The organism is Massilia sp. AB1, from assembly GCF_018119385.1.
GTDB lineage: Bacteria > Pseudomonadota > Gammaproteobacteria > Burkholderiales > Burkholderiaceae_D > Telluria.
The window spans coordinates 1-18,892 of sequence record NZ_JAGKSG010000065.1; the positions used below are offsets into that span (position 1 = coordinate 1).

The following is an 18,892-nucleotide window of genomic DNA, read 5'->3' on the forward strand; positions in this document are numbered from 1 at the left end:
GCGCGATTCCAATCACCTCCGCTGAAACCGTCATTCCCGCCATTGGCGGCAATGACTCCCTGCGAAGGCGGGGATCCAAGTTTACCCAGCAAAGAGATAACTCACACCCCCTGCGGATTCACCCTCTCGATCTTCGAATGCAGCTTGTTCAGCCCCGAGAGATACGCCTTGGCCGACGCCACGATGATGTCCGGATCCGCCCCCACCCCATTCACGATCCGTCCCGAGTGCGCAAGCCGGATGGTGACTTCCCCTTGGGACGCCGGCCCATTGCTGATCGCATTGATCGAAAATAGCACCTGCTCCGCCCCGCTCCCCACCACGCTCTCGATGGCCTTGATGGTCGCATCCACCGGCCCGTCGCCCGAGCCCTCGGCCGCCACTTCTTTCCCGTCCATCGAGAACACGATCCGCGCATGCGGCAGCTCGCCCGTCTCGGAGCGCTGCGACAGCGACACGAAACGATAGAGCTCCCCGCCCTGCGCCCGGTCCTCGTCCGACACCAGCGCCATGATGTCCTCGTCGAAGATGTCGGCCTTGCGGTCCGCCAGCTCCTTGAAGCGCGCGAAGGCCGCGTTGACCTCGGCCTCGGAGTCCAGCGCGATCCCCAGCTCCTGCAGCCGCGCCTTGAAGGCGTTGCGGCCCGACAGCTTGCCCAGCACGATCTTGTTGGCCGTCCAGCCCACGTCTTCGGCGCGCATGATCTCGTAGGTCTCGCGCGCTTTCAAAATCCCGTCCTGGTGGATGCCCGAGGCATGCGCAAAGGCGTTCGCGCCCACCACCGCCTTGTTCGGCTGGACCGCGAAGCCGGTGATCTGCGACACCATCTTCGAGGCCGGCACGATCTGGGTCGTGTCCACGCCGACCGCCAGGTGGTAGTAGTCGTGCCGCGTGCGCAGCGCCATCACCACTTCCTCGAGCGAGGTGTTCCCTGCCCGCTCGCCCAGCCCGTTGATCGTGCATTCGATCTGGCGCGCGCCACCGATCACTACGCCCGCCAGCGAGTTGGCCACCGCCAGCCCGAGGTCGTTGTGGCAGTGGACCGACCATACCGCCTTGCTTGAGTTCGGCACGCGCTCGCGCAGGCGGCGGATACGCTCGCCGAACTGCTCGGGCACGGCGTAGCCGACCGTGTCGGGGAAGTTGATGGTGGTGGCGCCCTCGGCGATCACGGCTTCCAGCACGCGGCACAGGAAGTCCTCTTCCGAACGGCTGCCGTCCTCGGGCGAGAATTCGATGTCGTCGGTGTGCTTGCGGGCGAAGCGGATGGCCAGCCTGGCCTGCTCCAGCACCTGCTCGGGCTCCATGCGCAGCTTCATCTGCATGTGCAGGGGCGAGGTGGCGATGAAGGTGTGGATGCGCTTGCGCGCGGCGGGTTCGAGCGCCTCGGCGGCGCGGGCGATGTCGCGGTCGTTGGCGCGCGAGAGCGAGCAGATGGTCGATTCGCGCACCGCGGCGGAGATGGCCCGGATGGCCTCGAAGTCGCCGGGCGAGGCGGCCGCGAAGCCGGCCTCGATGACGTCGACCCGCAGCCGTTCGAGCTGGCGCGCGATGCGCACCTTCTCGTCCTTCGTCATCGAAGCGCCCGGCGACTGCTCGCCGTCGCGCAGGGTGGTGTCGAATATGATCAGGCGATTCGGATCAGGCATGGTGGGGCTCCAGTCAACGTGGGTGAATGTCGCGGCGCCCCGGCTGTCCTCAGCGCCGTACTTCCTCGTCGTGCTCGTCGTCGTCGGTCGGGATGATGCTGACCGGCTTGCCCTTGGCGCGGCGCATGACGAACACGACGTAGCCGGACAGGCCGTAAATCACGAAGATCGGCCACAGCACCTTGGGCGGATCGATGGCCAGCAGCGCCAGCGCCAGCGCGATCAGGAAGACCACGATGAAAGGCACCGACTTGCGGAAGTTCACATCCTTGAAGCTGTAGAACGGCACGTTCGACACCATGGTCAGGCCCGCGAACACGGCGATGGCCCAGCTCACCCAGTCCACCTGGCGCGAGCTGACGTTGATGTCGGGGTCGGTCATCATCATGATGAAGCCGACCACCAGCGCCGCGGCGGCCGGGCTGGGCAAGCCCTGGAAGAAGCGCTTGTCGACCACCTGGATGTTGGTGTTGAAGCGCGCCAGGCGCAGCGCGGCGCCGGCGCAGTAGATGAAGGCGGCGATCCAGCCCAGCTTGCCCAGGCCGCGCAGCGACCATTCGTAAATCACGAGCGCGGGCGCGGCGCCGAAGGACACCATGTCGGACAGCGAATCGTACTGGGCGCCGAACTCGGACTGGGTATTGGTCAGGCGCGCGATGCGGCCGTCCAGCGCATCCAGGATCATGGCGATGAACACCGCCCAGCAGGCGTGCTCGAAGCGCTGGTTCATGGCCATGACGATGGCGTAGAAACCGCAGAACAGCGCGCCGGTGGTGAAGGCATTGGGCAGCAGGTAGATGCCGCGGCCCCGCTCGCCGGGCTGGCGGTCTTCGGCGCGGCGGCCGAAACGCTTCAGGCGGGAAAAACGCGGTGCTTTCGGCACGGCTCCTGGTGTTCTTCTTCTTGGAAAGGTTGGCATAAGGAATTTTTGTTCAAGTGGTTCGCCAAACGGCAGTTCTCCGCATTATAGAGGCGGAGAACCATACTTAGCGAACCGTTACGCTTGGCAAAAGCGTTACTTGAACTTTACCTTGCCTACCAGGCGCATCTGCAGGGTGGTTTCGCCCGGCTCGAAGCTCGGTTCCGGCATCGCATCGGCCATCTCGCGCTTGGCGCTCATGCGCGCCATCATCGGCGCAGCCGCCATGTCGCCCTGCCCGCCGGCGTAGTTGCCCGAGCCTTCGAAGTCGACGGTTTCCAGCACGGCGTCGGCGGGCTTGCGGCCCATGGCGTTGGCGATCGACACGATGCGCTCGTTCAGGTTTTTATAGGTGGCGGCGATACGCTGGTCGTCCAGGCGCTTCTCGGTGGCCGGCGCCAGGCCGAACTGGACGCCGTTGATGGCCAGCACTTTTTGCGCGCTGGCGGCAGTCCTGGGTAGGCTCTCCAGGCTGGTCGTCTTCATTTCCAGGTACTGGCCCACGCGCCAGGCGACCGGGACCGGCGGCTTGGCGGCGGCATCGACCGGGCGCGGCGGCTGCACGTTTTCCGGATAGATCGGGTAGGTGAAGTAGCCCATGGTCTTGAACTCAGCGCGCGGATCGGCCTTGCGCAGGATCTCGGTGCCCTCCTTCATCTTGCGGTTCACGCGCTCGGCGGCCTTGGCCTTGTCCTTGTCGTGCTCCTCGACGCTGAAGGTAACGATGGCCTGGTCGTTGGCATGCCTGACTTCGCCGAAGGCGGGCACGATCACCATGGCGCCGGCCGTCGACACCGCGGCGGCCGATGGCGCCGGGGCCTGGGCATAGGCCTGGGTGGCGAACAGCAAGGCGATCAACAGGGTTGGTTTGGCGAGGGACATGGCTTTTTCTCCTGAAACTGGGACAGCAACGTGCTGTCATCGCCGCCACGATACCGCTTTTCGCAGGCGTACATAGTTTCTGTAATGGAAAGTTGCAATTAATTGCATATGGTGACGATTCAGGTAAGCTGGACTTCCCGCACTGCCGACGAATTCGACATGACTGTGACCGTAAGCTTCATCGACGCCACGCCTGAGTACCGCGATGCGATGGCCGCCCTGTTCCGCGAGGTGTGCCGTGCCGGCGATACCCTGCCCTTCACCGAAGACACACCGGACGCGGTGTTCGACGCCATGTGGCTGTCGCCGGGCGTGCAGACCCTGCTTGCGCTACGCGACGGCGAGCTGGTCGGCATGTACAAGCTGAACCCGAATCTATCCGGGCGTGCCTCGCATGTCGGCAGCGCCACCTACCTGGTGCGCGCCGATATGCAGGGACAAGGCATCGGCAACGCTATGCTGCGCGATTCGCTGGCCCGTGCGAGCGCCGCGGGTTTCCGTTCCATGCAGTTCAATTTCGTGGTGTCGACCAACCGTCCCGCCGTTGCGCTCTATGAAAAGCACGGCTTCCGCATCGTGGGCACCTTGCCGGAAGCCTTCCTGCACAGCCGGCTCGGCTATGTGGATGCGTACGTGATGTCGCGCGCGATCCAGGCGCCCCAGCCCTGAACGAAGGAGTTCACCGCCTGCCTGCGCTTGGTTGTGCAAAACCCGGCAAGGACCGGAAATAGTCGACCGCAAACTCGATGAACAGCCTGGCCCGCAAGGGCTGGTACTGGCGCGAGGGATACAGCAGGTGCAGTTCCTGGGGCCGGGCCGACCACTCCGCCAACACGCGCACCAGTTCGCCGCTATCCAGCAGGTCGCGCACCAGCCACTCCGGGCACAGGCCAATGCCGCTCCCGAGCACCAGAGCTTCGCGGATGGCCAGTGCATTGTTCACCCGGTAGCGGCTGGAGGTCGGCACGCGCGCCTCCTCCCCGTCGCGGAGCAGGTCGAGCGCCGCACCCGGTGTCCAGGCGAAGCGCACGAAGTCATGCTCTTCCAGGTCGCCGGGCACCGCCGGCGCGCCACGCCGCGCCAGATAGGCAGGAGAAGCCACCAGCATGCGCGGCGTGCTGGCGAGGTGGCGGCCGATGGCGTCAGGCGGCAGCGTGCCGCCGAGCCGGAAGGCGATGTCGACGCCCTCTTCCACCAGGTCGGCGAAGCGGTCGTTCAGGATCAGTTCGATGTCGATGCGCGGATGCGCCGCCAGGAACTGCTGGACCATCGCATTGATCCGGTACTGGCCGAGCCCCACGGGGGCATTGATGCGCAATAGCCCGGACGCCTGCCCGCCCATTCCCTGGACCTCGCCCACCGCCGCATCGAACTGCTCGACCAGCAACTTGGCGTCGCGGTAGAAGCGCTGGCCCTGCTCGGTCGGCGCCAGGCCGCGCGTGCTGCGTTCGAACAGGCGCACGGCCAGTTGCTGCTCCAGTTGCGCCAGCTGTTTGCTGACGGTGGGCTGGGTCGTGCCGAACTCGCGCGCCGCCGCCGACAGGCTGCCCAGCTCGACGGTCCGCACGAAAGTCCGCATCGCCCGAAGTGTGTCCATCGCTACCTCATTCTAATTTGGAATAAGTACTCTTCAATTCTACCGCCTTCATTGAAGGATTCGAATGAACTATCGTGGAATCACTTCATTCAGAGGAGAACACGATGGCAGCACATCCTGGATCGATCGCGGCCCTGGGCCTGGCGTTAAGCCTTGGCGGCAATGCGCTGGCGGCGGACAGCCGTCCCTGGCTCAGCTCATGGTATGCGGCCCCTCAGCCAGCCTGGGACAGCAGTTTCGTGCTGCCCATGAACGTGCCCGCGCAGCTCGAGCAACAGACGGTGCGCGAAACCGTTCGCATCAGCGCCGGCGGCAACCGGATCAGGCTGGTCTTTTCCAACCGCTACGGGCACGAGGCTTTGCGGCTCGGCAGCGTCCGGGTAGCGCCCGAAGGCGACGCGGGCCGGGCACACGCGCTCACCTTCTCCGGCAAGAGCGAGGCCATGATCCCTGCGGGCGCCGCGCTGACCAGCGACCCGGTCGCGCTCAAGGTCCTTCCCCTGCAGCGCCTGGCGGTGACGAGCCATCTGCCCTCGCCCACCCGCGTCACGGGTTTTCATTGGGGCGGCCAGCAGACCTTCGAGCTCGCGCCCGGGACGGCGGGTTCGGCGGGCATCCGCGCCGGCGGCAGGTTGTTCCTGAGCGCCGTGCTGGTCGAGGCGGCGCCGGGCGGCCGCACGGTCGTCGCGCTCGGGGATTCGATCACGGACGGGAACGGATCGACCCCGGACATGGATCGCCGCTGGCCCGACTTCCTGGCGCAGCGCCTGGCGCCGCACGGCATCGCGGTCGCCAACGCCGGCATCTCGGGCGGGCGCCTGCTGAAGGACGGCATGGGACAAAGCGCGCTGGCGCGCTTCGAACAGGACGTCCTGAGCCAGCCCGGCGTCTCGGATGTCATCGTCCTGCTCGGGATTAACGACATCGGCTGGCCGGGCAGTCCGTTCGCGCCGAAGGAAGGCCCGGTCACCCTGGACCAGCTCACCGCCGGCTTCCGCCAGCTGGTCGCGGCGGCCCACGCCCGGGGAGTGCGCATCGCGGCCGGCACCCTGCCCCCTTTCGAAGGCGCGCTCGAGGGCACGCCCTTCGCGGGACACTACAGCGCGCAGAAGGAAGAGATGCGCCAGCAGTTGAACTACTGGATACGCACTGTCGGCGCGTTCGACACGGTCATCGACTTCGACGCGGTCTTGCGCGACCCACGCAGGCCGCGGCGCATGCGGGCGGAATTCGATTCCGGCGACCACCTCCATCCGGGCGACGCCGGCTACCGCGCGATGGCAGAAGCCGTCGACCTCGCCCCCATCCTGAAGGAGGCGGCACGATGAACACGACCCTCTTCGATGCCTTCAGCCTCGGCGCGATGACGCTGCCGAACCGGATCGTCATGCCGCCCATGACGCGCGCACGGGCGGCGCACGGCGGCGTGCCGACGCCGCTCATGGCCGAGTATTACCGCCAGCGCGCTTCGGCGGGCCTGATCATCACCGAAGGCACGCAAATCAGCCCGCAGGGACAAGGTTACGCCTGGACGCCGGGCATCCACACGCCCGAGCAGGTGCGCGGCTGGCGGGAGGTGACGGCGGCCGTGCACGAGGCGGGCGGCCGCATCTTCGCGCAGTTGTGGCATGTGGGCCGCTTGTCGCATGCCTCGCTGCAGCCGGACGGCGCGTCCCCAGTCGCGCCTTCGGCACTGGTGGCCGACGGCGTACACGTCTTCATCGATCCCGACGGGTTGGGAGCGGCCGCGGCGCAAGGCCGGAAAGTACAGCACTCGATGCCGCGCGCGCTGGAAACGCAGGAGGTAGCCGATATCGTGAGCCAGTTCGCGCAGGCGGCGAAGAACGCGCTGTCGGCGGGCTTCGACGGCGTCGAACTGCATGCCGCGAATGGCTACCTGATCAACCAGTTCATCGACTCCGGCGCCAACCACCGGTGTGACCGTTATGGCGGCTCGCTCTCCAACCGCTTGCGCTTCCTGTGCGAGGTGGCGCAGGCGGTCGCCGCCGTGGCCGGGCCGGAGCGCGTCGGCGTGCGCTTTTCGCCCCTGACCAGCGCCCAGGGGACGGTCGACGTTACGCCTCAAGCAACTTACCTGGCGGCCGCGAGGCTGATGGACAGGATAGGCCTGGCCTACCTCCATATCGCGGAAGCCGACTGGGACGATGCTCCCGTGATGCCGGCCGCATTCAAGGAAGCCCTGCGCCTGGTGTATGGAGGCACGATGATCTATTCCGGGCACTACGACCTCGAGCGGGCCGGGGAAGCGATTGCGCGAGGCTGGGCCGACCTGGTCGGCTTTGGCCGGCCCTTCATCGCCAATCCCGACCTGCCGCAGCGCTTGCGCTCCGGCGCGCCGCTGCTGCCGGGCGACCCGGCCTGCTACTTTGGAGGCGATGCGCGCGGCTACGTCGACTATCCGCCGTTCGACAACAAGCCTTCCGGCTGTGCGCAGCAAGCCTTCGAAAACATGGCAACATGAGCAGCCTGGCCTGCTCTACACCGCTGCCGGATCGATCGACAAGGAGACATATGCAGGTTGAATGTATTCACTTCGACGAGGTGTTCGACGTCGCGGCCCAGCGGGGCGATTTCAGTTTCCGCAGCCAGGGCCGCGCGCAGTTTGGCGTCAACCTCCACAACCACGTGGTCCCGCGCCAGGGCGCGACTTACGCCATCGCCTTCGGCCGGCGAGGCGACTGGTCCACCGTGCTCGGCTGGCGCGACCTGGCCTCCCCGGCGGTCGGCCTGAAGCTGCCGGGCTGGTGGGCGATCTTGTCCAGCCTGGTCAACATCTTCTACGTGGCCCCGATCCTGATCGTCCTGGCCTTGCAGGTCGCCGGGACGACAGCTGCTCTGGCGGTCGCCGTGGCCGCCCTCTGCTTCATGCTGTACAGGGTGGTCTATCTGCTGCGCCGGAACCGCGCGGTGAAGCGCGCCCTGCGCAAGGCAGGGACAGCGCCATAGACCGGGCGCCGGGACCGGCCCGGTGTGCTCACGGGGCGGAGGCGCCTGCCGCCGCCCCGTGCGTCTTCAGGTAGCGCATCGCGTCGGCGTTCGCCGGATCGAGCTCCAGCACGCGGCGATAGGTCTTCACCGCCTCCTGGACCTGCCCGGTCTTGGCCTGCATCTCCGCCAGGCCGTCATGGATGAAGCCCATCTCCGGATGCAGATGGGTCCCGAGCCGGAAGACTTCCCGCGCCTGCTCCGGGCGGTCGATGCGCGCCAGCTGGGCTCCCCATCCGTAGATCTCGTTGGGACCCAGCTTGAAGGTGGCGCCGCGCCGCGTGAATTCCTCGTGGATGGAGACGGCCTTGTCGAAGCCTTCGGCGGCGAGGCGCTCGGCGAAATGCTCCAGGGTCGGCGGCGCGGATTCCTTCTTGCGGCGGATGTCGGCGGAGATCATGTGCCGCGGGGCCTTGTTCGCCGCCGGTTTGTTGTTGACGAAGGCGAGGCCTTCGGCATTCCCCTTCAGGTAGGCGTCGAGGAAGTGACGGACGTAGCGTCCCGCCCAGCTGTGCGCCAGTTCCACCTCCTCGCGCGTGTAGTCACCGAATCCGTCATCCTGGGACATCCGCACGCCGTAGGACGAGAAGTCCCCGTGCGTCATCGGCAGCAGCGACACGATGTACACGTCCGCGTACTTCATCTGGTTCATGAACGAATAGCGGAGGTCGAATTTTCTGCTGCTCAAGTCCTCGAGCGTCCGGGGACGCGCTCCCAGGTAGAGCAGCGGGACGGTGATGCGCTCCGGCGTCACATACTTGGCCGCATCCTTGCCGCCGTCGACGAACTGCGGATAGCCGCGCAGCGAGCCGTCCAGGCTGACCAGGGCCTTGATGCGCTCGTCCTTCGCCGCCGCGAGCACGTTGGCCAGGCCGCCCCAGCTGAAGCCGGCCACGGCCACCCTGCCCGTGTCGGCCTGGGGCAGCGTGGCCGCGTAGCCGATGAGGAAGGAGATGTCGGCAGCCTGCGTCTCCAGGCCTTCCAGGTCGAGCGTCATCGGGCGCGAATAGGCGCCGAGCGAGGCGCTGGACAGGACGATATAGCCCTGGCTCGCCAGGTATTCGCACAAGTCCACGTTCTCGATGGCGGACGCGGAAAAGCTCGGCGCATAGATCACGACGGGATACTTGCCGTCCTGCGCGCGCGCATCGCGCACGGCCCGCATCGGCGCCGCCACCTCGCGCAGCAAGGCCTCGCGGCGCGAACCCGCATTGCCCTCGATGCGCTCGTCGGTCAGGCGCCTGACCTGCTCGGCGCCGCGCGCGAACTCGTCCTCGGTCGCCATCGTCTCGAGATAATCGCGGTAGGCGAGCGGCTTGCCGCCCCGCGCCGCCGGATACCAGACGATGGTCTGCACCGGCCGCGCGCGCTCGCCGCGGGCCGGTTCGCCGGTGATCGCATCGATGCGCCGCTTGAAGAGCCGCGTCCGGTCGTATTGCTGGACGAATTTCACGCCGACCGCATGCGGGCCGGGCGGATTGGAAAAGCTGAAGTGGCCGGCGCCATGGGCGGCCGTGGCGACGAAGAAGATGGCGGCGAGCAGGAGGCGGGGCATCGTGGGCGTCGGGAAGTCCAAAGCCCACCAGTATAGGGAGCGCCTCGGCCCGCCATTCTCTTCAATTGTCACAGCTACCCAGAACGCATGGCCCCACGCGCAAAGAAAATGGGCGGCAACCAGACCGGTTGCCGCCCATTCAGCGTGAGAACGCGACGCTTAGTTCTTCGACTGGTCCACGAGCTTGTTCTTGGCGATCCAAGGCATCATCGCGCGCAGCTTGGCGCCGACCTCCTCGATCTGGTGCTCCGAGGTCAGGCGGCGGCGCGAGATCAGGGTCGGGGCGCCGGCCTTGTTCTCGAGGATGAAGCTCTTCGCGTATTCGCCGGTCTGGATGTCCTTCAGGCACTGCTTCATCGCTTCCTTGGTCTGCGCGGTCACGACGCGCGGGCCGGTGACGTACTCGCCGTATTCCGCGTTGTTCGAGATCGAGTAGTTCATGTTGGCGATGCCGCCTTCGTAGATCAGGTCGACGATCAGCTTCAGCTCGTGCAGGCACTCGAAGTAGGCCATCTCCGGCGCGTAGCCCGCTTCCACCAGGGTCTCGAAGCCGGCCTTGATCAGTTCCACGGTGCCGCCGCACAGCACGGCCTGCTCGCCGAACAGGTCGGTCTCGGTCTCTTCGCGGAAGTTGGTCTCGATGATGCCGGCGCGGCCGCCGCCGTTGGCCATGGCGTAGGACAGCGCGATGTCGCGGGCCGAACCCGACTTGTCCTGGTAGACGGCGACCAGGTGCGGCACGCCGCCACCCTGGCGGTAGGTGCCGCGAACGGTGTGGCCCGGGGCCTTCGGCGCAACCATGATCACGTCGAGGTCGGCGCGCGGCACCACCTGTCCATAATGCACGTTGAAGCCGTGGGCGAAGGCCAGCACGGCGCCCTGCTTGGCGTTCGGCTCGATGTTTTCCTTGTAGACCTGAGCGATGTTCTCGTCCGGCAGCAGGACCATGATGACGTCGGCGCTCTTGACCGCTTCATCGACCTCGGCGACCTTCAGGCCGGCCTGCTCGACCTTGTTCCAGGAAGCGCCGCCGCGGCGCAGCCCCACGGTGACATTGACGCCCGATTCGCTCAGGTTCTGTGCGTGCGCATGACCTTGCGAGCCGTAGCCGATGATGGCGACATTCTTGCCTTTGATGAGGGAGAGGTCGCAGTCTTTGTCGTAGAAAACTTTCATGTTCGTTCCTAATTTTTAAGTGGGGCTGTTTATACTTTGAGGATGCGCTCGCCGCGGCCGATGCCGGAGCCGCCGGTACGGACGGTCTCGAGGATGGATGCGCGGTCGATGGCGTCGATGAAGGCGTCGAGCTTGCTCTTGGCGCCGGTCAGTTCGATCGTGTACGTCTTTTCGGTGACGTCGATGATGCGGCCGCGGAAGATGTCCGCCGTGCGCTTCATCTCTTCACGTTCCTTGCCGACGGCGCGCACCTTGATCAGCATGAGCTCGCGCTCGATGTGCTGGCCTTCGGTCAGGTCGACCACCTTCACCACCTCGATCAGGCGGTTCAGGTGCTTGGTGATCTGCTCGATGATGTCGTCCGAGCCCGAGGTGACGATCGTCATGCGGGACAGGGTCGCATCTTCGGTCGGCGCCACGGTCAGGGTTTCGATGTTGTAGCCGCGTGCGGAAAACAGCCCGACCACGCGCGACAGGGCGCCGGCTTCGTTCTCGAGGAGGACGGAAATGATGTGTCGCATTACAGGTCCTCCGAGCCGAGCAGCATTTCATTCAGGCCTTTGCCCGCCTTGACCATCGGCCAGACGTTCTCGCTCTGGTCGGTGATGAAGTTCATGAACACCAGGCGGTCCTTCATGGCGAAGGCTTCGCGCAGCGAGCCCTCGACGTCGCCCGGCTTCTCGATGCGCATGCCGACGTGGCCATAGGCCTCGGCCAGCTTCTCGAAGTCCGGCAGCGAATCCATGTAGGACTCGGAATAGCGCGAGCCGTAGTCGATCTGCTGCCACTGGCGCACCATGCCCAGGAAGCGGTTGTTCAGGAGGATGATCTTCGGCGTCAGGTGGTACTGCTTGCAGGTCGCCAGCTCCTGGATGCACATCTGGATCGAGCCCTCGCCCGTCACGCAGGCGACGGTGGCGCCCGGGTTGGCCATCTGCACGCCCATGGCGTACGGCAGGCCCACGCCCATGGTGCCCAGGCCGCCCGAGTTGATCCAGCGGCGCGGCTTGTCGAAGCCGTAGTACTGCGCGGCCCACATCTGGTGCTGGCCCACGTCCGAGGTGATGAAGGCGTCGCCGTCGGTCACCTTGTACAGCTGCTCGATGACGGACTGCGGCTTGATCAGCTCATCCGACTTGGCATAGCCCAGGCAGTCGCGGCCGCGCCATTCAGCGATCTGCTTCCACCATGCCTGCAACGGGATGGTGTTGGTGGACGTCGTGCTGGCGTCGAGCTGCGAGAGCAGTTCGACCAGCACGTCCTTGACGTTGCCGACGATGGGGATGTCGACCTTGACGCGCTTCGAGATCGACGAAGGGTCGATGTCGATGTGGATGATCTTGCGCGGGTTGGTCGCGAAGTGCTTGGGATTGCCGATCACGCGGTCGTCGAAGCGGGCACCGATGGCGATCAGGACGTCGCAGTTCTGCATCGCCATGTTCGCTTCGTAGGTGCCGTGCATGCCGGGCATGCCGACGAAGTGCGGGCTGGTGGAGCGCGAGGCGCCCAGGCCCATCAGCGTGTTGGTGACCGGGAAGCCGAGCTTGTCGACCAGGCGGTTCAGTTCGTTCGACGCGTTCGCCAGGATCACGCCGCCGCCGGCGTAGATCATCGGGCGCTCTGCGCCCTGCAGCAATTGCACGGCCTTGCGGATCTGGCCCGCGTGGCCCTTGTCGACCGGGCGGTACGAACGCATCTCGATCTCGCGAGGATACTCGTACACGCACTTGTGCATGCTGATGTCCTTCGGGATGTCGACCAGCACGGGGCCGGGGCGGCCGGTGCGGGCGATATAGAAGGCTTTCTTGATGGTCGAGGCCAGCTCGCGCACATCCTTGACCAGGAAGTTGTGCTTGACCACCGGGCGGGTGATGCCGACGGTGTCGCATTCCTGGAAGGCGTCCTGGCCGATCGCGTGGCTCGGCACCTGGCCGGAGATCACGACCATCGGGATCGAATCCATGTAAGCGGTGGACAGGCCGGTGACGGCATTGGTGACACCAGGACCCGAGGTCACGAGGGCGACGCCCACGGTGTTCGAGCTGCGCGAATAGGCGTCGGCGGCATGGACCGCGGCCTGTTCGTGGCGAACCAGTACGTGCTGGAATTTGTCCTGCTTGAAGATGGCGTCGTAGATGTAGAGGACTGCCCCGCCGGGATAACCGAAGACGTGCTTGACGCCCTCTTCCGCGAGACAACGCACCACTATCTCAGCGCCCGTGATGGGGACGGCTGAATCGTTACTCATGTTCATTCCTTTCAAGACCCAGAGGGAGATTGATCGGATGCCCGTTCCTAACGAAACGCGTCTCGCGCGACAGTGCTCATGCTTCCCTTCTTTCTGCGTGCACGTCGATGTTTCAGGCCACCGTAGGGTCCTTACGCACCGGCGCTGGGCGCAACTCGTTCAGCTTGAGTGTCTGTAGCGGTCGATCGCATCTCTCGCGCTTGTGGCGCGGGTTGGAGCAAACTGCCTACAAATGAAAGCGCGTCAATGATCCGGACAAGGCCTTTTGTGCCGATTCCGGTTGACTTGATGCTTCGGGGGTGCAAAGCGTATTAAGCACATTACCGCGCTGCACCATTTTGGTCAAGGAGATAATTTGAAAATCTGCTCTGCCAAACCACTACGACCTATAAGTTAGCCGATGAGCCGTCGCCCCGGCGAAGGCCGGGGCCCAAGTTCAGCGTCACGATAGCTCAACAAACTTAGGCGGAACGACGTGCAGGAGCTAGCGCTGCATGCCCCAGCGGCGGATGGTCAGACGCTCGAGCGTCTGGAAGATGGCGGCCTCGACTGCGAGGCCAATGAGGATGACGGCAGCCAGCCCGGCGAAGACCTTGTCTGTAAACAGTTCGTTGCGGCTCTGGAAGATATACCAGCCCAGCCCGCCCTGCCCCGAGGTGCTGCCAAAAACCAACTCGGCAGCAATCAGGGTGCGCCACGCGAAGGCCCAGCCGATCTTCAAGCCCGACAAAATGGACGGCAGCGCCGCGGGGATCAGGATCTGCAGCACCATGCGCAGCCCACCCAGACCATAGTTACGCCCAGCCATGCGCAAGGTCTCCGGCACCGAGCGGAAGCCCGCGCTCGCATTCAGGGTCAACGGCCACAGCACCGAGTGCACCAGCACCATCAGCAGACTGCCCTTGCCCAGCCCAAACCACAGCAGGGCCAGCGGCAGCAGCGCGATGGCCGGCAGCGGGTTGAACATCGAGGTCAGGGTATCGATCAGTTCGCGGCCCCAGCGGTAGGAGACCGCCAGCCAGGTCAGCAGGAAAGAGCCGAGCACGCCCAGCAGGAAGCCCTGGAGCAGCACCGCCAGCGACACCTTCACGTAGCCGAACAGCTCGCCCGACACCAGGCCCTCGAGGAAGGCCCTGCCCGTCTGCAGGGCGCCCGGCAGCAGCAGGTCGTTGCCGAACCAGCGCGCCAGCCCTTCCCACAGCAGGGCCAGCGCCAGCAGGATGCCCAGCTTGCGCAGCCAGCCCAGGTCGGGCAGCGCAAAAGAGGCCGCCCGGGCCACGGGACCCGGGGCGGCCAAACCAGGAGACACCCCAAGGGGTTCGAGGATATATTCCGGTCGGACCGGAGGCTCACGGAAACTGCTCATCATTGCACTGCGGTAGAGGGGTGAGAAATCGGTTCCGCGGCCTGGCCGAACAGCAAGCCATGGATGCGTTGGGCCGCCGCCTGGAATTCCTGGCTGCCGGCGCTCGACAGGCTGAACTGGTGGCTATTGAGCTCGGCGCGCACGCGCCCCGGATGGGGCGAGAGCAGCAGGATGCGGTTGCCCACCACCAGCGCTTCCTCGATCGAGTGCGTGACGAACAGCATCGTGAAGCCGATCTCTTCCCACAGCGCCTGCAGTTCTTCCTGCATGGTGCGGCGGGTCAGCGCATCGAGCGCGGCGAAAGGCTCGTCCATCAGCAGCACGGCCGGCTGCATCGCCAGCGCGCGGGCGATCGCCACCCTCGCCTTCATCCCGCCCGACAAGGTATGCGGATAGGCGTCGGCGAAGCGCGCCAGCCCCACCTTGCCCAGCCAGTGACGGGCGCGCTGGTCGGCCTCGCTGTGCCTGACGCCGCCAGCCAGCATCGGAAACATCACGTTGTCGCGCACGGTCTTCCAAGGCGGCAGCTGGTCGAACTCCTGGAACACGACGATGCGGTCCGGCCCCGGCCCGGTGACCGGCTGGCCGGCCAGGCTCAGGCTGCCCGCTTGCGGCCGGATGAAGCCGCCGGCAGCCTTGAGCAGGGTCGACTTGCCGCAGCCCGAAGGCCCCAGCAGCACGAAGCGGTCGCCGCGCCAGACCTCGAAACTCACGTCTTCGGTGGCGCGCACCGTACCATGCTCGCCCTGGTATTCCAGGGTGACATGGTCGGCACGCAGCAGCGGCTCGGACGGCACCAGGTTCAAGGGCGTCATGACTCAGCTCCCCGTTTCGAGTGCCGGATGGGCGAAGAAATAATCGCGCCAGCTGGCCGGCTTGTTCTTGATCGCGCCGACCTGGTGCAGGAACTGGGCCAGTCCCAGGGTGTTCTGCGGCGCCACCTTGAACTGCACTTTCGGATCCTTGATCACCTTTACCAGCAGCGCGCGGTCGATATTGCCCTTGTTGACGCGCAGGTAGGCGTCGGCCGCCGCCTCCGGATTGTTCGTGGCCAGCTGGGCCGCCTCGACCAGGGCGTCGATGAAGGCGCGGTAGGTCTTCGGGTTTTCCCTGACGTAGTTCTCGGTCGCGTAGAGCACCGTGGCCGAGCTTGGTCCGCCCAGCACCTGGTAGGAATCGAGCACCACGCGGGCCTTGGGATTGGCGGCCAGTTCCTGGTCCTGGAAAGGCGGGTTGCCGAAGTGGGCGTTCAGCTCGGTCTTGCCGGCGATGATGGCGGCCGCCGCGTCCGGGTGCGGCACGGTCTGGGTGATCGGATCGAGCTTCTTGTATTGGGCGGCGCCCCACTGCTTGCTGGCGGCCAGCTGCAGGATGCGGGCCTGCACCGACACCGTCACGGCCGGCAGCGCGATGCGGTCCTTGTCCGTGAAGTCGGCGATGCTCTTGACCGCCGGGTTGGTGCTCACCAGGTAATATGGGAAATTGCCGAGCGAGGCGACGGCGCGCACGTTCTGCCGCCCGCTGGTGCGGTCCCAGATCGTGAACAGCGGGCCGAGGCCGGCGCCGACCACGTCGACAGATCCGGACAGCAAGGCCTCGTTGGTGGCCGCCCCGCCCGAGAGCTTGACCCAGTCGACGTCGATATCGACGCCATGCTTCTTGCCATGCTTCTCGATCAGCTTCTGGTCCTGGGCGACGTTCAGCAACAGATAGACCACGCCGAACTGCTCGGCGATGCGGATCTTGCCTTCGGCATGGGCCAGCGAAGGCAAGGCCAGGGCCAGCGCCGCAGCAGCGGAGATGTTCTTCAATGTCATTGCGTTTCCTTGTTCAGAATGGGACGTCGCCGGCGATCGTCGTGCGGTAGAGCTTGCGGCGCAGGTGGTCGGGGCAGCCGGTGGCCAGGTGCATCAGGGAGCGGTTGTCCCAGAACACCATGTCCTGCGGCCGCCATTGGTGGCGGTAAATGAATTCGGCGCCCGTGCTGTGGGCGAACAGGGCATCCAGCAGCTCGCGGCTGTGCTCCTCGGACACGCCCAGGATGCGGGTGGTGAAATGCTCGCTGACGAACAGCGCGCGGCGACCGGTTTCGGGATGGGTGCGCACCACCGGGTGGCGCACCGGCTTCACCTCGTCGATCTGGGCCTGGGTCAGCTTGGGACGCCAGGGGTTGCGCTGCTGCAACTCCTCGTAGCGCGCCAGGTACCAGTGCTCGGCCTGCAGTCCCTCGACTTCACGCTTGAGCCAGGCCGGCAGGGTGTCCCAGGCCAGGTGCTGGTTGGCGAACAAGGTGTCGCCGCCCTCTTCCGGCAATTCCTGGGCATGCAGCATGGATCCCAGGCTGGGCGTTTCCTTGTACGACAGGTCGGAATGCCAGAAGTGGCCGGCGTCGCCCAGGCCGATCGGCTGGCCGTTCTCGACGATGTTCGAGATCACCAGCACTTCCGGATGGCCCGCCAGCTGGAACTGGCGCAGCACGTGGATCTGCAGCTCGCCGAAGCGGCGGCTGAAAGCGACCTGCTCGGCGGGCGTGATCTGCTGGTCGCGAAACACCAGCACGTGGTGGTCGAGGTGAGCGCGATGCAGGCGGCGGAAGTCGGCGTCGCTGAGCGGACGCGACAGGTCCAGGCCCAGCACTTCGGCGCCGAGCGGGCTGCCGATGAAGGGATGGATGGCGAAATCCTGGCGGGTGGAATCGAGCGGCATGAGCGTGTCAGTTGATGAGTAGTGATTTCAGAATAGCCACGCACATTTGGCCGGACAACGAATCATTTCATGTATGAACATGCATTTTTTGCAGCCTGCGCTCACCCTGGCGGGGCGTTATAGGGGCGCGGCTGTGCAATTCCGGTGCATACATGGTGGTTTTTTGCTAGGATTCGTCAGTTTTCCTTAAGGCAGAGCAAGAAAGCACTTCCCTGAACCCGCATGGCCACAGACAAAGAACTTAACGACTTCCTCGAGAATGTCGAACGGCGCGCGTTCAAGCAGGCGGTGTATGCGGTGCGCAAGGACGAATCGGCGCTGGATATCGTCCAGGACGCCATGATCAAGCTGGCCGAAAAATACGGCGACAAGCCGGTCAACGAACTGCCGATGCTGTTCCAGCGCATCCTGCAGACCACGATCCTCGATTACTTCCGCCGCGAAAAGGTGCGCAACACCTGGGTCAGCCTCTTCTCCGGCTTCTCCGGCAAGGATGGGGACGATGACGAATTTGATATACTTGCTTCGTATGAAGCCGAGGAAGGATCGGCCGCCGCAGAGTCGAGCGCGGACCAGCTTGAGCGCGCCCAAACCTTGCGCCTGATCGAAGAAGAAGTACAAAAACTCCCGGGACGTCAACGGGAAGCCTTCCTCATGCGTTACTGGCAGGATATGGACGTGGCCGAAACGGCCGTAGCGATGGGTTGCTCGGAAGGCAGCGTAAAAACACATTGTTCCCGCGCCACCCACGCCCTCGCCGAAGCGCTCAAGGCCAAGGGAATCAAATTATGAACACCGACGACATCAACCTGGCGTACAAGATACGCCACGCGCTGAACGAACAGCTCGACGCATTGCCGGCCTCGACGACCGACCGGCTGGCGCAGGCCCGCGCGCGCGCCATGGCGCGCAAGAAGGCCGATGCGCCCCAGCCAGCCGTACGCCACGGCTGGTCCGGTTTTTCTTACCTGCTGAGCGGCCAGGCGCTGTCGCGCGTAGCCGTGGCCGTGCCGCTGCTGGCGCTGGTCATCGGCATGGGCGGCATCTATCAGCATGAACAGCAGGAGCGACTGGCCGAACTGGCCGACATCGACGCGGCCGTGCTGGCCGACGAACTGCCGCTGACCGCGTATCTCGACACCGGGTTCCCCGCCTACCTGGAGTCGCAGCAGCGCCAGCAATGACGAAAAACGCTTCGAAGCCTCGCGTTGCCCTGTTGGGAACGGCGGCGGCGGTCCTGGTGGCCGGCGCCGTCGCCTGGGTCATCGTGGACCGGGTCGGCTCCACGCCGGCACCGCCGGCTTCGGCAGCGCTGGGCGCCCCGGGCGGCAAGCCGGCGCCCAAATCCCTCGACAAGCCGCTGTGGCGCGACCTGACGCCAGCCCAGCGCACCGCGCTCGCCCCGCTGCAGGCCGAATGGGACCAGCTGGAAGGCATGCGCAAGCGCCGCTGGCTGGAACTGTCCGAGCGCTTCAGCTCCATGAGCCCGCTCGAGCAGCAGCGCGTGCACGAGCGCATGCGCCAGTGGATGAAGCTCACCCCGCAGCAGCGCAACCTGGCGCGTGAGAACTTCAACAAGACCCGCAAGCTGGCGCCGGGCGAGAAAATCGCCACCTGGGAAAGCTACAAGCAACTTCCTCCGGAACAGAAGCGCAAGCTGGCCAAGTCGGCCACCCGCAAGCCGGCCCCGGTGGCCCTGCCGGAATCGCCGACCCTGGTCATCCCGACCCCGTGTCCTCCGAACACCACGCGCCGCGGCGCCGAGTGCATCACGCCCCCGGGCGCGAA

General features: G+C 65.6%; 19 protein-coding genes. 7 read left to right on the forward strand and 12 right to left on the reverse strand.

Annotation, left to right across the window (positions count from 1 at the left end; all coding sequences use genetic code 11):
• Positions 1–101: 101 nt before the first annotated feature.
• From J8847_RS22350 to J8847_RS22360, 3 genes are all read right to left on the reverse strand, one after another.
• Entirely contained in the window at positions 102–1,649 is a 1,548-nt protein-coding gene (locus J8847_RS22350) for a 2-isopropylmalate synthase (protein WP_211526887.1), read from the reverse strand.
• Between the two features lie 49 nt (positions 1,650–1,698).
• Complete coding sequence (gene pssA, locus J8847_RS22355; protein WP_211526888.1) at positions 1,699–2,568, reverse strand: CDP-diacylglycerol--serine O-phosphatidyltransferase; 870 nt, start codon at positions 2,566–2,568, stop codon at positions 1,699–1,701.
• 96 nt (positions 2,569–2,664) lie between these two features.
• Complete coding sequence (locus tag J8847_RS22360) at positions 2,665–3,450, reverse strand: SIMPL domain-containing protein (protein ID WP_211526889.1); 786 nt, start codon at positions 3,448–3,450, stop codon at positions 2,665–2,667.
• A 159-nt stretch (positions 3,451–3,609) separates the two neighbouring features.
• Here J8847_RS22360 and J8847_RS22365 point away from each other — a divergent pair, with 159 nt between their 5' ends.
• Positions 3,610–4,119, forward strand: a complete 510-nt coding sequence (locus tag J8847_RS22365) for a GNAT family N-acetyltransferase (protein WP_211526890.1) — start codon at positions 3,610–3,612, stop codon at positions 4,117–4,119.
• A 10-nt stretch (positions 4,120–4,129) separates the two neighbouring features.
• Here the strand turns inward: J8847_RS22365 and J8847_RS22370 are convergent, their stop codons facing one another.
• A complete protein-coding gene (locus J8847_RS22370; RefSeq protein ID WP_211526891.1) occupies positions 4,130–5,047 on the reverse strand; it encodes a LysR family transcriptional regulator in 918 nt (305 codons plus the stop codon).
• A gap of 104 nt (positions 5,048–5,151) precedes the next feature.
• Between J8847_RS22370 and J8847_RS22375 the strand changes: the two genes are divergently transcribed.
• The 3 genes from J8847_RS22375 to J8847_RS22385 are packed head-to-tail and all read left to right on the forward strand — an operon-like array spanning position 5,152 to position 8,014.
• Complete coding sequence (locus J8847_RS22375; RefSeq protein WP_211526892.1) at positions 5,152–6,375, forward strand: SGNH/GDSL hydrolase family protein; 1,224 nt, start codon at positions 5,152–5,154, stop codon at positions 6,373–6,375.
• Positions 6,372–7,529 carry an alkene reductase gene (locus J8847_RS22380; protein WP_211526893.1) on the forward strand — a complete coding sequence of 386 codons (1,158 nt, stop codon included), beginning with the start codon at positions 6,372–6,374 and terminating at the stop codon, positions 7,527–7,529. The genes J8847_RS22375 and J8847_RS22380 overlap by 4 nt, the downstream gene beginning before the upstream one ends.
• Before the next feature lie 50 nt (positions 7,530–7,579).
• Positions 7,580–8,014, forward strand: coding sequence for a hypothetical protein (locus tag J8847_RS22385; RefSeq protein ID WP_211526894.1), 435 nt, complete (start codon positions 7,580–7,582; stop codon positions 8,012–8,014).
• Positions 8,015–8,042: 28 nt separating this feature from the next.
• Here J8847_RS22385 and J8847_RS22390 read toward each other — a convergent pair whose 3' ends face one another.
• The 8 genes from J8847_RS22390 to J8847_RS22425 form a co-directional block, all read right to left on the reverse strand.
• Positions 8,043–9,608 carry a CocE/NonD family hydrolase gene (locus J8847_RS22390; protein ID WP_211526895.1) on the reverse strand — a complete coding sequence of 522 codons (1,566 nt, stop codon included), beginning with the start codon at positions 9,606–9,608 and terminating at the stop codon, positions 8,043–8,045.
• A 159-nt stretch (positions 9,609–9,767) separates the two neighbouring features.
• Positions 9,768–10,784, reverse strand: a complete 1,017-nt coding sequence (ilvC, locus tag J8847_RS22395) for a ketol-acid reductoisomerase (protein WP_211526896.1) — start codon at positions 10,782–10,784, stop codon at positions 9,768–9,770.
• Positions 10,785–10,813: 29 nt separating this feature from the next.
• A complete protein-coding gene (gene ilvN, locus J8847_RS22400; protein ID WP_027867685.1) occupies positions 10,814–11,305 on the reverse strand; it encodes an acetolactate synthase small subunit in 492 nt (163 codons plus the stop codon).
• A complete protein-coding gene (locus J8847_RS22405; protein WP_211526897.1) occupies positions 11,305–13,032 on the reverse strand; it encodes an acetolactate synthase 3 catalytic subunit in 1,728 nt (575 codons plus the stop codon). Before J8847_RS22405 ends, ilvN begins: the two co-directional genes overlap by 1 nt.
• 484 nt (positions 13,033–13,516) lie before the next feature.
• Positions 13,517–14,398: an ABC transporter permease gene (locus tag J8847_RS22410; RefSeq protein WP_211526898.1), complete on the reverse strand. Its 882-nt coding sequence runs from the start codon at positions 14,396–14,398 to the stop codon at positions 13,517–13,519.
• Positions 14,398–15,213, reverse strand: a complete 816-nt coding sequence (locus tag J8847_RS22415) for an ABC transporter ATP-binding protein (protein WP_211526899.1) — start codon at positions 15,211–15,213, stop codon at positions 14,398–14,400. The genes J8847_RS22410 and J8847_RS22415 overlap by 1 nt, the downstream gene beginning before the upstream one ends.
• A gap of 3 nt (positions 15,214–15,216) precedes the next feature.
• The gene (locus J8847_RS22420; RefSeq protein WP_211526900.1) at positions 15,217–16,215 is read right to left on the reverse strand and encodes an ABC transporter substrate-binding protein; all 999 of its coding nucleotides are present in this window, start codon (positions 16,213–16,215) and stop codon (positions 15,217–15,219) included.
• Positions 16,216–16,228: 13 nt separating this feature from the next.
• On the reverse strand, positions 16,229–17,104 hold the full coding sequence (locus J8847_RS22425; protein WP_211526901.1) for a TauD/TfdA family dioxygenase: 876 nt from the start codon (positions 17,102–17,104) through the stop codon (positions 16,229–16,231).
• A gap of 222 nt (positions 17,105–17,326) precedes the next feature.
• Here J8847_RS22425 and J8847_RS22430 point away from each other — a divergent pair, with 222 nt between their 5' ends.
• From J8847_RS22430 to J8847_RS22440, 3 genes are all read left to right on the forward strand, one after another.
• Complete coding sequence (locus J8847_RS22430; RefSeq protein ID WP_211526902.1) at positions 17,327–17,896, forward strand: RNA polymerase sigma factor; 570 nt, start codon at positions 17,327–17,329, stop codon at positions 17,894–17,896.
• The gene (locus J8847_RS22435) at positions 17,893–18,288 is read left to right on the forward strand and encodes a DUF3619 family protein (RefSeq protein WP_211526903.1); all 396 of its coding nucleotides are present in this window, start codon (positions 17,893–17,895) and stop codon (positions 18,286–18,288) included. The genes J8847_RS22430 and J8847_RS22435 overlap by 4 nt, the downstream gene beginning before the upstream one ends.
• The coding region (locus J8847_RS22440) for a DUF3106 domain-containing protein (RefSeq protein ID WP_211526904.1) at positions 18,285–18,892 on the forward strand (608 nt) is incomplete at its 3' end. The genes J8847_RS22435 and J8847_RS22440, both read left to right, overlap by 4 nt.